General features: G+C 50.9%; 9 protein-coding genes and 1 tRNA gene. 4 read left to right on the top strand and 6 right to left on the bottom strand.

The features are described 5' to 3' along the window. Positions 1-19 precede the first annotated feature (19 nt). Positions 20-2,170 (bottom strand): adenosylcobalamin-dependent ribonucleoside-diphosphate reductase, encoded by a 2,151-nt coding sequence (locus METH11B_RS0124500; protein ID WP_026604301.1) that lies wholly within the window; start codon positions 2,168-2,170, stop codon positions 20-22. A gap of 948 nt (positions 2,171-3,118) precedes the next feature. Here METH11B_RS0124500 and METH11B_RS0124495 point away from each other — a divergent pair. Together METH11B_RS0124495 and METH11B_RS0124485 are read left to right on the top strand one after the other, a co-directional pair. Next, positions 3,119-3,922: an arylamine N-acetyltransferase family protein gene (locus tag METH11B_RS0124495; RefSeq protein WP_026604300.1), complete on the top strand. Its 804-nt coding sequence runs from the start codon at positions 3,119-3,121 to the stop codon at positions 3,920-3,922. Positions 3,923-4,089: 167 nt separating this feature from the next. Beyond that, positions 4,090-4,680 carry a Uma2 family endonuclease gene (locus tag METH11B_RS0124485; protein WP_026604299.1) on the top strand — a complete coding sequence of 197 codons (591 nt, stop codon included), beginning with the start codon at positions 4,090-4,092 and terminating at the stop codon, positions 4,678-4,680. A 62-nt stretch (positions 4,681-4,742) separates the two neighbouring features. On the opposite strand, the gene METH11B_RS0124480 is transcribed toward METH11B_RS0124485, so the two are convergent. Beyond that, positions 4,743-4,818, bottom strand: a tRNA-Val gene (locus METH11B_RS0124480). Between the two features lie 469 nt (positions 4,819-5,287). Here METH11B_RS0124480 and METH11B_RS0124475 point away from each other — a divergent pair. Beyond that, complete coding sequence (locus METH11B_RS0124475; protein ID WP_020485739.1) at positions 5,288-6,325, top strand: GGDEF domain-containing protein; 1,038 nt, start codon at positions 5,288-5,290, stop codon at positions 6,323-6,325. Between the two features lie 27 nt (positions 6,326-6,352). On the opposite strand, the gene METH11B_RS0124470 is transcribed toward METH11B_RS0124475, so the two are convergent. Then, positions 6,353-7,582 (bottom strand): dicarboxylate/amino acid:cation symporter, encoded by a 1,230-nt coding sequence (locus METH11B_RS0124470; protein ID WP_026604298.1) that lies wholly within the window; start codon positions 7,580-7,582, stop codon positions 6,353-6,355. Positions 7,583-7,750: 168 nt separating this feature from the next. On the opposite strand from METH11B_RS0124470, the gene METH11B_RS0124465 reads away from it, so the two are divergent. Next, the gene (locus METH11B_RS0124465; RefSeq protein WP_026604297.1) at positions 7,751-8,245 is read left to right on the top strand and encodes a YchJ family protein; all 495 of its coding nucleotides are present in this window, start codon (positions 7,751-7,753) and stop codon (positions 8,243-8,245) included. Positions 8,246-8,272: 27 nt separating this feature from the next. On the opposite strand, the gene trmL is transcribed toward METH11B_RS0124465, so the two are convergent. The 3 genes from trmL to secA form a co-directional block, all read right to left on the bottom strand. After that, positions 8,273-8,740 carry a tRNA (uridine(34)/cytosine(34)/5-carboxymethylaminomethyluridine(34)-2'-O)-methyltransferase TrmL gene (gene trmL, locus METH11B_RS0124460; RefSeq protein WP_020485736.1) on the bottom strand — a complete coding sequence of 156 codons (468 nt, stop codon included), beginning with the start codon at positions 8,738-8,740 and terminating at the stop codon, positions 8,273-8,275. Between the two features lie 4 nt (positions 8,741-8,744). Continuing rightward, on the bottom strand, positions 8,745-11,249 hold the full coding sequence (locus METH11B_RS0124455; RefSeq protein WP_020485735.1) for a glycogen/starch/alpha-glucan phosphorylase: 2,505 nt from the start codon (positions 11,247-11,249) through the stop codon (positions 8,745-8,747). 139 nt (positions 11,250-11,388) lie between these two features. Beyond that, a complete protein-coding gene (secA, locus tag METH11B_RS0124450; RefSeq protein ID WP_026604295.1) occupies positions 11,389-14,136 on the bottom strand; it encodes a preprotein translocase subunit SecA in 2,748 nt (915 codons plus the stop codon). Between the last annotated feature and the right edge of the window lie 118 nt (positions 14,137-14,254).

The following is a 14,254-nucleotide window of genomic DNA, read 5'->3' as shown; positions in this document are numbered from 1 at the left end:
AACCTACGTATTTTGATTATCAAAACTTGCCGTAATAGCCTTCTTTCAAGGCATCGAACAAGTTGGCGGCGGTATGGATTTCACCGTCGTATTCCACGTCTTCGTTGCCTTTAAATTCCACCACATGGCCGTCTTCCAACGTGAACTGGTAGGTGGTGTTTTCCAAATCGGATTCTTTCACCAACACGCCCTGGAACACTTCCGGGTTGAAGCGGAAGGTGGTACAGCCTTTCAGGCCCTGGTCGTAGGCATATTCGTAGATGGACTTAAAGTCTTCGTACGGATAATCGGTCGGCACGTTGGCGGTTTTGGAAATGGACGAATCAATCCAGCGTTGCGCGGCAGCCTGGATATCCACATGCTGTTTCGGCGTCACATCGTCGGCGGCAATAAAATAAGCCGGTAATTGTTGGTTTGGGTCTTCGCTATACGGCATCGCATCCGGGTTGACCAGATGGCGGTAAGCCAGTAATTCAAAGGAAAATACGTCGATTTTTTCTTTGGATTTTTTGCCTTCGCGGATCACGTTACGTGAATAATGATGCGCAAAGCTGGGCTCGATGCCATTGCTGGCGTTATTCGCCAAAGACAGTGAGATGGTGCCGGTCGGCGCAATCGAGCTGTGATGGGTAAAGCGGCATCCCACTTCCGCCAGTTCCGCGACCAATTCCGGCAGTTCCTGCGCGACTTTTTGCATGTAGCGGCTGTATTTGGCGTGCAATACACGACCTGGGACTTGGTCACCCAGTTTGTAGCCGTCGGCTTGCATTTCCGGGCGTTTGTGCAGCATTTCGCCGGTGACGGTGAATAGCTGGTCCATGATAGGTGCCGGGCCTTTTTCTTTCGCCAGTTCCAGGCCGGCTTTCCAGCCTTCCAAAGCCAACTCTTTGGTGACTTGTTCGGTAAATTCCAGCGATTCTTCATCGCCGTATTTCATACCCAGGATGGTAATAGTAGAACCCAAGCCCAAATAGCCCATGCCGTGGCGGCGTTTGCCGACGATTTCTTCACGTTGTTTTTCCAGCGGCAAGCCGTTGATCTCGACCACGTTATCCAGCATGCGGGTAAAGATGCGGATGGTTTTGCGGTAGCCTTCCCAATCGAAACGGGCCTCTTTGGTGAAGGGTTTGTCGATGAAACGGGTCAGGTTGATCGAGCCCAACAGGCAACTGCCGTAAGGCGGCAGCGGTTGTTCGCCGCAGGGGTTGGTAGCGCGGATGTGCTCGCAAAACCAGTTATTGTTCATTTCGTTGACCTTGTCGATCAAGATAAATCCTGGTTCGGCATAGTCGTAAGTGGAGGACATAATGATGTCCCACAAACGGCGGGCCGGCATGACTTTGGTAATGCGGCACGCCACCAGACCGGCCTCGTTGACCACATAACCTTTTTTATTGGGCAGATCACGCCAGACGATTTTGTCGGTATCGGTCAGATCCAGTTTGTCGACATTGGCTTCGCGCTCGGTAACCGGAAAGGACAGCGGCCATTGACCGTTGTTTTTAACGGCTTCGACGAATTCGCTGGTAATCAGCAGCGACAAGTTGAACTGGCGCAAGCGGCCGTCTTCGCGTTTGGCGCGAATAAAGTCCACCACGTCAGGATGTGCTACGTCGAAGGTGGCCATTTGCGCACCACGACGGCCACCGGCGGACGATACGGTAAAACACATCTTGTCGTAAATATCCATAAACGACAGCGGACCGGAGGTGTACGCACCGGCACCGGACACATATGCATCGCGGGGTCTTAACGTAGAAAATTCATAGCCTATACCGCAGCCGGCTTTCAGGGTCAGACCGGCTTCGTGGACCTTGTGCAGAATGTCGTCCATCGAATCTTCGATGATGCCGGACACGGTGCAATTGATGGTGGAGGTAGCCGGTTTGTGTTCCAGCGCGCCGGCGTTGGAGACGATGCGGCCTGCCGGAATAACGCCTTTACGCAAGGCCCACAGAAATTCTTTATAGTGTTTTTCTTGCAGCGCCTTGGTTTTCTCCACGCTAGACAGGGCTTTGGCGACGCGCTTGTAGGTTTCGTCTATGGTTTCGTCAATCGCTTTGCCGTCCTTGGTTTTTAAGCGATATTTACTGTCCCAAATATCCAGGGAAGCACTTTGTAGCGGGATTTCGGTGGTGTCTTGCGTCACAACATGAAGTTTTGCGGTCATTCGTGGATTCCCTTTTCTAGTTGAATGGTTATTGGCCTATCTCAGCACTCCGGCACGGCTAAGATATTGATGTTTATTGGGTTAAAACCGAAAAACACTACAGCCTGGCGACATACTGCATATAGTGTCTATGTGAAAATTCTAGCACAACATATTGTGTTGTCAGCGGGAAATTTTTACTAAATAACCCCGTTTGCGGCTTTGTTTTTTTAACTCAAGGAGTTAGCGGCGGCATTTAATTTTAATTTCGCTTTAGATAGCCCGGCCATAAGATCACTGTTGTGAAAACAGCAAATCGATTTTTTACGATAGCCAGCTATTGCATAGTATTTTTGGCATGCTGGCACATGCCCGAGATGAGCCAGCATGAATGCGTGAGCCTTGACTCAGCCGGTAATTTTTTAGGGTTCTAGGCAATTTCGCCTAAATATCCAGAAGCGCCCGTTACCCAGGCAAACATCTGGGGCGAACCCATTTTTAAGGGTTTCGACATTGTGAGCGGGCTTGTGATGACCACAGAAGTCCATAGACAACTATGCGCCGGGAAAATAGCTTACTACCCGATCATACAAGCCGGTGGCATCGTCAAATTGGAGGTTTTGGCTTGGGGAATGGCGGACCAGCAACACCGTCGGACAAGTTTCAATCTACCCGCCCCACGATTTGACAGAGCTACCCATTGATCCATTCACAACCAGGATTCACGACATCAATTCCGGTGACTCGCATAAACCATCGATTCAAGAGGGCGGAAACGGGCTATATCTCAACCTCGGCAGTGCCGGTCTAAATTACCGATAGCCGTTGCCAAGCTTGGCATCAAGGATACGGCAGTCGAGCTGGGGGTTTGAAACCGTTTACCAGAATCTGCTATCTTTCTCGCCCCGATATCCTATCGCCGCAAAACTGGCGCTCTTTACCGATAGTTTTAACATCCAAAATTGATCCATGAGTTTTGACTTTAACGCTTACCTAAGCCGCATCGGCATAGCCAAACCGGAGGCCACCCTCGCCGGCCTAAGCCAATTACAGCAAGCGCAACTGAGCGCTATTCCGTTTGAAAACATCAATCCGCTGCTGGGCTTGATACCTGATTTGGAAACAGCGGCGTTGATGAAAAAGATCGTCGCCAATCGACGCGGCGGTTACTGTTTCGAATTGAACGGATTATTTGGACAGGCGCTGTCTGAGTTGGGATTCAGTTATCAGCCGATTATGGCCAGAGTGCGGATGGGGCGTAATGAAGGTGGACCGCGCCTGCATTTAGCGTTTATCGTGGAAGCTGAAGGCGACTCTTGGCTGGTCGATGCCGGCTTCGGCGGGCCTAGCCATTATCGGCCGCTACGCCTGAGTACCGAGCAGGCGCAAAGCCAGGACGGCAATCAGTTTCGGTTGCGCCAGGAAACGGCATCGGGAGAAACCGTGCTAGAGCGACTGCAAAACGGCGATTGGTTCGCGTTATATAGTTTCGACCGCGCTAAGGTACAACGCTGCGACCTGGACGCGGCTAACTTGGTGTGCACAACCTGGGATCAATCACTACTGGCACAAAATCTGTTGATCTGCCGCAATACCGCCGAGGGCTGGGTGCAATTATTTAATACCAATTTTTCGCGATACCAAGCGGGTGAGCAAATCAGTCATACAATCAAAAGCCGGGCGCATCTAAGCGATTTGCTGAGCGAACAGTTTGGTATCGAACTTGATTATCAGCAGTTGCACCCACTCGCTGAACGGCTAGCTTTAAAGTAGCTACGAATAGATTGTGCGGTGCGCTTTGGTTGCATTGGAGTTGGCCTTCAAGCCAGTGCCATCTTTTTGGCTCAAACGTTTTTTATCTGAAATGTCTCGCATCGCTGCCGCATCTGGATAAAATATCGAATGCGTTCTAGCAGCAAGGCAAACCGGGAGTTAAGACAATGGCTTTGGCATTGAAAGATCGGGAATCCCACACTTACGGCGACTATCTAAACTGGCCGGACGATGTGCGTTACGAATTAATAGACGGCGATGCTTATTTGATGTCACCCGCGCCGGATTTACCGCATCAGGACGTGGCGGGGGAGATTTATTTCCAAACTCGGCAAGCGCTGCAGGGCAAATCTTGCCGTGCGTTTATCGCACCGGTCGATGTACGTTTACCCAAAGATCAGGAAGCCGACGAATCTATCGATACGGTCGTACAACCCGATGTGTTGGTGGTATGCGATGGCAATAAACTCGATAAACGCGGCGTGCGCGGTGCGCCGGACTGGGTCGTGGAAGTATTGTCGCCCTCTACCGCCGGTCATGACCAAATCAAAAAACGCCAGCTCTACGAACGCCACGGTGTGCGTGAGTACTGGCTGGTTCATCCCGTTGATCGGGTATTAACGATATACAGCTTGGCAGATGGGGAATTTGGCAAGCCGCAAATGTATCAATTGGAAGGCGAAAACCAGGTTGGCATCTTGCCGGACATTGTCATCCGTTGGGACGAACTGGCGTCGCGCTTGCCTACGGATTATTGAATAGCAAGCTTGGGATTACCGAATAGAATCGTGGGAGATTTTACTTTTTACCTCGGATAGCCTGGTGGGTGCTGAGGGGTTCGAACCCCCGACCCTCGCCTTGTAAGGGCGATGCTCTCCCAGCTGAGCTAAGCACCCGACTAAAGGCCGCGCATTTTATCCAAAACTCGAGCTGCTGCAAAATGTTTTGTTAACTTTGCGATGCAAATACTCTTGCCACGCGTGCAGTTGCCAACAGTTTGCATTCTCCGGACAGCAAGCCAGTACGAGCAAACTATTTCTATACAAAGTTATGCTCACCACCCAAAAAACCATCCCCTGTACGCAAACCGCAAACGCTGTCCGTGTAAGCTTATTTTCCGGATGTATTGAAAAATCCCGGTTTTAAGTTACTTTTATGTAGGCTTATGACTACGAAAGATGAAAGCCTGGATGGTCAATTATGTTTCAAGCCAAATTTGGCGAGGCACATCCAAGTCACCGGAGACACGTTCTACTAAGCGCTAAACCAAGCGCAACGAAACGGAACAATCGAAAGCAGTGACAGGGTTAATAATCCCGGCGCGAGCAATACTTAAACCCTTATACGTTTATCGACAAAAATCTGATGAGTAAAGGCACCACTTACATACCGATTTACGATTTCTCACCGAGCATTAACGCCGGTTATCTAAAACAAATCCTGCCGCTGCTGGTGCGGCATAATGTGGCGGCCAATCCCATCAATTACGCCATTTGGTACGACTATGTAGCCGGTGATAACCCGACCTTAAACAAAGCCGTTGACTTGTTGCTCGCAGAAAACCAAGCCTTCGATTATGACAACAGCGTGGAGCTTTACAAATCACACATTTGTAATGCATCTTTGGAATCTTTTGAGCAAATCAACCGACAACTGCACAAAGTTATCGAACAAGCCACTAGCGCGATCAACGAAACTTATAACAAGGCCGAACAAACCAACGATAGCTTCCAGAAAAAATCTGTCATCTTGGAGAATTTCTCCGCGTCCGACGGATTGAAAATCGTCTTGCAGGAAATCATTCAGGAAACAAAAGCCCTGGCAATCACCAGTCAGGCCATGCAGGCCAAGCTGACCGATGCTAACCGTGAAATGGAACAACTACGTGCAGAGCTTACACAAGCAAGGCAAATCGCCACTACCGACGGCTTAACTGGCCTATTGAATCGGCGCGCGTTCGACATGACCTTGGCGGAAATTATCGAACAATCCGCACCCAATACCGCTTGCCTGTCGATGCTGGATATAGACCATTTCAAACGCATTAACGACACATACGGCCACACCATCGGCGACAATGTCATTAAATATGTGGCCTCTTTAATGAAGAAACACGCTGAAGATCATCATCATGTGGCGCGTTACGGAGGCGAGGAACTGGCGATTATCATGCCCAATACCAGCCACGAAAAGGCGGTAGAAATATCCGAAAATATTCGCAACGCGATGGAGACCAGCCGCTTGCAGCGCAAAAACGATAACCAGTCACTGGGTAAAATCACCTTGTCGATCGGCGTTGCCAGATTGCAACCGGGCGACAATCCGGAAAGCTTTATCGTCCGCGCCGATAACGCCCTGTATAAAGCCAAGCAAAGCGGCCGCAATCAAGTAATACATTCATGAACATTTCAGAATATCCGCCGCAGCCGATTAGCGTTCGCTGAGGCGTTGTACCACCAAACTGCCCACCATATCGCCCTCGACATTTACCATGGTCCGCACGGTATCGAGTAAGCGGTCTATGGGTAACAATATGGCAATGGCTTCGGCCGGCAAACCTACCGACTGCAACACCATTATCATGGTCACCATGCCGGCGCTGGGAATACCCGGCGCGCCGATGGCGGCGATCATCGTGGTAAAAAACACGATCAATTGCTGAGCCAAATCCAACTCAATACCCGCCAAATTAGCCACAAATAGCGCGGCAGCCGCTTCGTAAAGCGCGGTGCCATCCATGTTGACGGTTGCACCCAACGGCACCACAAACCCGGCAATACTGGGTTTGACATGCAGATGCTGTTCAACACAGCGCAAGGTGACCGGCAAGGTCGCCGAGCTGGAACTGGTGGCAAACGCGGTCATCAATGCTTCCCGAGAACCGCGAAAAAACTTTAACGGCGTGATTTTGGTAACTAGAAATAACAATAGCGGCAACACGACGAAGCCATGCAGCAATGTCGAGCCCACCACAACCGCTACAAACTCGGCTAGGCTGCTTAACAAAGCCATGTTCTGCGTCGCTAGCAACTGTGCCAGTAGTGCCATGATGCCGAACGGCGCCAGCCGCATGATCCAGCCGACCAAGCGCAACATCAATTCCAAGCATTCCTGCATTAACAGCAATATGTTTCGATAACGGTCCCCGCCAACTACCAAAGCTATGCCCAGCAACAACGCAAACATCACGATCGCCAGCACGTTGGCTTGCGCCAGCGCCGCGAACGGATTGACAAACAAGCCGTGTAAAAAACTGGCGATGAATTCGGCAAACGTCATCTGCTTGGCGGCAAAACCCTGGCCGGCATTCTGAAACAGGTCCAGATTCAGGCCCTTACCCGGCTCGAACCAATTGGCCGCGCCCAAGCCCAACAAAATGGCCAAGACCATGGACACTGCGAAAAATCCCAGCGTAGACATCCAAACCCGGTGCAGTTGGCTGTGCATGCGCAAATTGGCGACACCGACCGCTATAGAGGTAAATACCAAAGGCACCAATACCATTTTCAGCAAGTCCATGAATAAGTTACTGAAGAGACCGCAAACGTAGATACCCTGTTTTGTAAGGGCTGCTTCCGGTCCAAGCTTGGCGAACCCTAATCCCAGCAGGACGCCAAACACGGCACCGAGAAAAATCTGTGTATTTAATGCGACTTTCAATGCAGCCTCCTGAAAATGCGCTCATCGTAAAGCGTCAAAGTATTGAGATTTATCATAGCAAGCCCGGCAACCTATGATGTATTGGCCCGGTCACTCAGCAGACGTGATCCGTCATGATAGCGGCGAAGATTGGCTTTTGGCTTATCTACTTCGGTAAAATCAGCTGCTATGACGACAATCACCGACAACACCGAAACTTGTTTATGCGGCTCCGGCCTGCATTATCTGGAGTGCTGCGGCCGCTATCACAGCTGCGAACACTTCCCGCCAACGGCAGAAGCCTTGATGCGCTCGCGTTTCAGCGCTTATGCCCAACGCAACGTGGACTATTTATTAAATACTTGGGAAACAAGCAAACGCCCCGCAGCAATCGATTTTTCCAAGGAAACCGCGCAGTGGCAAAAACTCGTTATAGTCGACACTAAGAAAGGCGGTACGCACGACAGCAAAGGCATGGTCGAGTTTAAGGCTTTTTACCGACAGGACGGCGAAGACTATTTCATGCACGAAATCAGTCGTTTCGTTAAGACGGATTCGCGCTGGCTCTATCTGGACGGCGTCATCAAAGCCGCGGGCAAAGTCGCGATAAGCACGGACACCGGCCGGAATGCGCCTTGTGCGTGCGGCAGCGGCAAGAAATTTAAACGTTGCTGCGGGCGCTGAAAACCAACCCGCTGAACCGTCACTAAGTCAACGAGCCGCATCCACAAAATTCAATTGCTTCCAGGCTTCGTACAGCACTATGGCAACGGTATTGGATAGATTAAGACTGCGGCTTTCCTTACGCATCGGCAAATACAGCTGCAACGCGGCCGGATGTTGATTCAGAAAGGCGGTTGGTAAGCCGCGGGTTTCCGGACCGAATAACAAGGCATCTCCAGCTTTATATCGTACCTCACTGTAACCGGTGTGACCTTTGGTGGTTAATGCAAATAAACGCTGCGGCTTGGCTTTTTCGACGTAATCGTGCAAGGAACCGTACTGGCGGATGTTCACCCATTCATGATAATCCAGCCCGGCGCGACGCAGACGTTTGTCGTCCAAGTCAAACCCCAGAGGCTGGATTAAATGCAGATGCGCACCGGTATTAGCGCATAAACGGATGATATTGCCGGTATTGGCCGGTATTTCCGGCTCGAACAAGACAATATCCAGCATTGCTTTAGTATTTTTCCACGTCCACCGGCGACAGTTTCCAAATCTCGCGGTTGTATTCGCTAATCGTTCTATCGGTGGAAAACTTACCGCTGGCCGCTGTATTCAGAATACTCATTTTGGTCCAGCGCTCTTGATCACGCCAAGTTTGCTCGACGCGCTTTTGCGCTTCCAGATAACTGCGGAAATCAGCGATAGTCATCCACGGATCGTGCGGACTTTTAATCGAGGCAATGATGTCGTCGAAAATGCCCGGCTCGAACTGATTGAAATGTCCGCATTCCAGCAAGCGCATCACGCCTTGCAAATCGCTGTCCTGATTGATGAACCATTGCGGATCGTAATGCGGCCGGAGCGCCTCCACTTCGGTTTCGGTCAAGCCGAACAGGAAGAAATTGTCGGCACCGACCTCTTCACGAATTTCGATGTTGGCACCGTCCAACGTACCGATGGTCAGCGCGCCGTTCATCATAAATTTCATGTTACCGGTACCGGACGCTTCCTTACCGGCAGTCGAAATTTGTTCCGACAAATCCGCGCCCGGACAGATTTTCTCCATCGCCGACACGCAGTAATTGGGCATAAACACCAATCTCAGCTTGTTGCCTACTTCCGGATCTTCATTAATGACATTGCCGACATTGTTTATCAGCTTGATGATTTTTTTCGCCATCACATAGCCGGGCGCGGCCTTGCCGCCGATCAAGACGCAACGATCCACCCAGTTTTGCGTATCGCCGCGTTTTATCCGATCATAAAGATGAATCACATGCAGCACATTCAAAATTTGCCGTTTGTATTCATGGATGCGTTTAACCTGCACATCGAACAAGGCATCGACATTGATCTCAATGTCGTGTTCTTCTTTTTTGTAATCAACAAGACGCTGTTTGCTGGCCCGATTTAAGTCGTACCATTTTTGCCTGAACGCGGCGTCTTCGGCGTAAGGCGCTAATTTGGACAGCTGAGAAAGGTCGGTAATCCAGCCATCACCAATAGTTGCGGTGATAAACTCGGCCAATTCCGGATTACAACCGGCCAGCCAGCGTCTGGGGGTCACACCGTTAGTTTTGTTATTAAATTTTTGCGGCCAGAGCTCGAAAAAGTCTTTAAACAAGCCCTCCTGCAACAACTTGGAATGCAATTCGGCGACACCGTTGACCGAAAAACTACCGACGATGGCCAAAAATGCCATCCGCACCTGTTTTTGATGACCTTCTTCGATGATGGACATCCGCGCCATACGTGGATTGTCGCCTGGCCAACGCGCGGACACTTCCGCCATGAAATGCGCGTTGATTTCAAAAATAATTTCCATCAAGCGCGGCAGCAAATGCTGCATCAGATTGACCGACCATTTTTCCAAGGCCTCGGGCAACAAGGTATGATTGGTGTAGGCCATCGTGTGCCGAGTGATGTGCCAGGCTTCTTTCCAAGGCAGACCGTGAATATCCATCAGCAAGCGCATTAGCTCGGCCACCGCGATGCTGGGATGGGTATCGTTGAGCTGAAAACAGTTTTTTTCGGCAAATTTACTGAAATTATTACCGTGGCGACCCACCCAGTTAGCGATGACGTCCTGCAAACTGGCGGACGCCAACAGATATTGTTGTTGCAGGCGCAAGGCTTTGCCGTTTTCGTTCGCGTCGTTGGGATACAACACCATCGTAATATTTTCGGCGGTGTTTTTCTCGGCCACCGCTTCGGCATAATCGCCAGCATTGAACTCTTGTAAATTGAACTCTTCCGTGGCGATGGCTTTCCACAAGCGCAAGGTATTGACCGTGCCGTTTTTATACCCTGGCACCGGCGTGTCGTAAGGCATGGCAATCACGTCATGGGTATCCAGCCAGCTGGTGCGCTTGTTGCCTTTTTCGTCGATGTGCGTTTGCGTGTGGCCGCCAAACTTGATGCGGTGCATGTACTCAGGACGCTCGATTTCCCAAACATTGCCCATCCGCAACCAATGATCCGGTTTTTCGACTTGCTCGCCGTTGACGATTTGTTGCGAAAACATACCGTATTCGTAACGCAAACCGTAGCCGGTGACCGGCAATTGCAAGGTGGCGCAACTGTCGATGAAACACGCGGCCAAGCGTCCCAGACCACCGTTACCTAAACCGGCATCCGGTTCGCTTTCGATGAGTTCCTCAGCTTCCAAACCCAAATCGTAAAGTGCTTGCGTCACGATATCGTCAACCCCGAGATTCAACATGGCGTTGCTCAGCGAGCGCCCCATCAAAAACTCCATCGACAGATAGAAGGCTTTTTTACAGTCGGAGTCCCGATAGACGTTGTAGGTTTTTTTCCAGCGTTCGACCAGACGGTCGCTGATCGCCAAGGACAAGGCCTCGTAGGCGTAATGCGGAGAACGGCAGTTTTGATCGCGCCCGAGACGATGACTGTAATAGTGTTTGAAATCGGCGATGAAATGCTTTTTTTCCATGCCCAACTTGGGGAGCTTGGTAATATCGGCGGCGGGATTACTCTTATTAAAGACTCTATGCGGCATAGTGCTTACCCTTGAGGACAGTGAAAATTAAAAGCCGTGGGCCGCTTGATTGTGCAAGGCTGAAAGCGATGCAGAAAGGCCCTCTAAATCGAATTGTCGGGCAGCCGCGACGCCCGGTTTGAAGCGTCGCGGTTAAACATTAGTTCAATTTGCCGTGGCATTGCTTGTACTTTTTACCCGAACCACAAGGGCATGGGTCGTTACGGCCCACTTTGCTGCCGAGTCTGACAAAAGGCTGCTCCGCGCTCTCCGAGTCTGAGTCAGACTGAGCTGCTTGTGCCGCCGGCTCTTCTTCAAAAATGGAGTGAGCTTCCGCGTGTTCGTAATGCATTTCCAGCGGTGCTTGGCGTTGTTCGTCGATAGCTTGAACATCCTCTTCACGCGCCACCTGCACTTTGGCGAGTATGCCTACCACTTCCTGTTTGATATGCGTCAACAGGCCGGTAAACATTTGGAACGACTCGCGCTTGTACTCCTGCTTGGGATCTTTTTGCGCATAGCCTCTGAAATGAATACCTTGGCGCAATTGGTCCATCGCCGCCAAATGTTCTTTCCAGCTATTATCCAGCACTTGCAACATGACCGATTTCTCGAAATGCCGCAGCACTTGCACGCCTACGGCCTCTTCACGGGCACGACTTTCTTGTTCGGCTTTTTCGATGATCAACTGGCGCAATTTCGGTTCGTTCAGTGTACGGTCGCTCTCCAGCATTTCCATTAACGGCATCTGCAGATTAAACTCTTGCTGCAAATGCGTTTCCAAACCACGCACATCCCATTGCTCTTCCATGGTTTTCGGCGGGATGTATTCGGTGATGACGTCGTTCAGTACGTCGGCACGAATCGCGTTGATAATGTCGTTGATGTCTTCGGCAGCCATCAATTCATTGCGCTGCGCGTAAATAACCTTACGTTGATCGTTGGCGACGTCGTCGTAAGCCAGAATTTCTTTGCGAATATCGAAGTTACGATTCTCCACCTTGCGTTGCGCGCTTTCGATGGAACGCGTCACCCAAGGATGCTCGATAGCTTCACCTTCTTCCATACCCAGTTTTTGCATCAAGCTGGCTACCCGTTCGGACGCGAAAATCCTCATCAAGTCGTCTTCGAGAGACAAATAAAACCGTGTGGAGCCGGGGTCGCCCTGCCGACCGGAACGGCCACGCAATTGGTTGTCGATCCGCCGCGATTCGTGGCGTTCCGAACCGATCACATGCAGACCACCGCTAGCCAACACTTTTTCATGTCTTTCCAGCCAAGCAGCGCGTACTCGCTCTTTATCGGCTTCGCTGGCATCCGGACCCAAGGCTGCCAGTTCGGCATTCAGATTACCACCCAGCACGATGTCGGTACCGCGACCGGCCATATTGGTAGCGATGGTGACAGCGCCCGGCATACCGGCATTTTCGATAATGTGCGCTTCGCGCTCGTGCTGTTTGGCATTCAAGACTTCATGGCGGATGTTTTGTTGTTGCAGCATCCGGGAAATCAATTCAGAGTTTTCTATCGACGTCGTACCGACCAAGACCGGCTGGCCGCGCTGCACGCAATCCTTGATATCTTCGATGACGGCGTTGTATTTTTCCCGCGCCGAAAGATAAACCAAATCGCCTTTGTCTTTGCGTATCATCGGTCTGTGGGTAGGAATAACCACCACTTCCAGACCGTAGATTTTGTTCAACTCAAACGCTTCGGTATCCGCAGTACCGGTCATACCCGACAACTTGTTGTAAAGCCGGAAATAATTCTGGAAGGTAATCGAAGCCAGCGTTTGGTTTTCGTTTTGAATGGTCACGTTTTCCTTGGCTTCCATCGCTTGATGCAAACCCTCGGACCAGCGCCGACCGCTCATCATTCGGCCGGTAAACTCGTCGACTATAATAACTTGGCCATCCTTGACCACATAATCCACATCCTTCTGGAACAGCACATGCGCCCGCAAAGACGCATTCAGGTAGTGCATCAAGCGGATATTCGCGGCTTCGTATAAGGTCGAGCCGTCGGCTATCAAGCCGTGCTCCGCCAACAAGCGTTCCACATGTTCGTAACCGGCTTCGGTTAAATGAATCTGCCGGGACTTTTCGTCCACCGCATAATCACCGGGCATTTGATCCTGTTTCTCCGGATCGTCGGCTTTTTCCTGTTTGGTCAGGTAAGGAATGATTTGATTGGTCTTCAGGTAAATATCGGTACTGCCTTCCGCCTGGCCGGAGATGATCAACGGCGTTCTGGCTTCGTCGATCAGAATCGAGTCAACCTCGTCGACGATGGCAAAATTCAGATCTCGCTGGACTTTTTGTTCCAGGCTGAAGGCCATGTTGTCACGCAGATAATCGAAACCAAATTCGTTGTTGGTGCCGTAAGTAATATCCGCCGCATAGGCAACCTGGCGTTGCTCGTGGGTTAAATCGCTGACGATGACTCCGGTGGTCAAGCCCAGGAAACCGTATAGTTTGCCCATCCATTCCGCGTCGCGGCGGGCCAAGTAATCATTGACGGTAACGACATGTACGCCTTTACCCGGCAAGGCATTCAAATAGGCGGCCAGAGTGGCCATCAGGGTTTTACCCTCACCGGTTTTCATCTCGGCTATCTTGCCGCTATGCAAGACCATACCGCCGATCAACTGCACGTCGAAATGCCGCATGCCAAATACGCGGGTCGAGGCTTCCCGCACGGCGGCAAAGGCTTCTGGGAGTAAATTGTCTAAGTCTTCGCCTTGGGCCAGGCGGTCGCGAAATTCCTGCGTCTTGGCTTGTAACGCCGCATCGGATAATTTTTCGTATTCGGCGGCCAGCGCGTTGACTTTCTTGACTAACTTGCGTTTCTTCTTGACCAGCCTGTCGTTGCGGCTGCCAACTACCAATTTAACCAGCTTACCCAGCATGATATTTCCAGAGTGAGAGTGAACCAAAGTTTGCGATTATAAACGGTATGGGGCAGCTGTGACCAGAAAACAAGCCCGGCAAGCTAGGACGATTGACCAGCCGGTTTTTGTAAATCGG

It is taken from the genome of Methylomonas sp. 11b (assembly GCF_000515215.1).
Lineage (GTDB): Bacteria > Pseudomonadota > Gammaproteobacteria > Methylococcales > Methylomonadaceae > Methylomonas.
Note: the sequence above shows the minus strand (reverse complement) of the source record. Positions and strands in the feature narration are given on the sequence as shown.

Bases quoted from the DNA above. Each gene is read 5' to 3' on its own strand.
- trmL (WP_020485736.1), bottom strand. From the start codon at position 8,740: ATGCTGGATATTGTCTTGTTCGAGCCGGAAATACCGGCCAATACCGGC.
- METH11B_RS0124485 (WP_026604299.1), top strand. From the start codon at position 4,090: ATGGCTTTGGCATTGAAAGATCGGGAATCCCACACTTACGGCGACTAT.
- METH11B_RS0124500 (WP_026604301.1), bottom strand. From the start codon at position 2,170: ATGACCGCAAAACTTCATGTTGTGACGCAAGACACCACCGAAATCCCG.
- METH11B_RS0124465 (WP_026604297.1), top strand. From the start codon at position 7,751: ATGACGACAATCACCGACAACACCGAAACTTGTTTATGCGGCTCCGGC.
- secA (WP_026604295.1), bottom strand. From the start codon at position 14,136: ATGCTGGGTAAGCTGGTTAAATTGGTAGTTGGCAGCCGCAACGACAGG.
- METH11B_RS0124475 (WP_020485739.1), top strand. From the start codon at position 5,288: ATGAGTAAAGGCACCACTTACATACCGATTTACGATTTCTCACCGAGC.
- METH11B_RS0124455 (WP_020485735.1), bottom strand. From the start codon at position 11,249: ATGCCGCATAGAGTCTTTAATAAGAGTAATCCCGCCGCCGATATTACC.
- METH11B_RS0124495 (WP_026604300.1), top strand. From the start codon at position 3,119: ATGAGTTTTGACTTTAACGCTTACCTAAGCCGCATCGGCATAGCCAAA.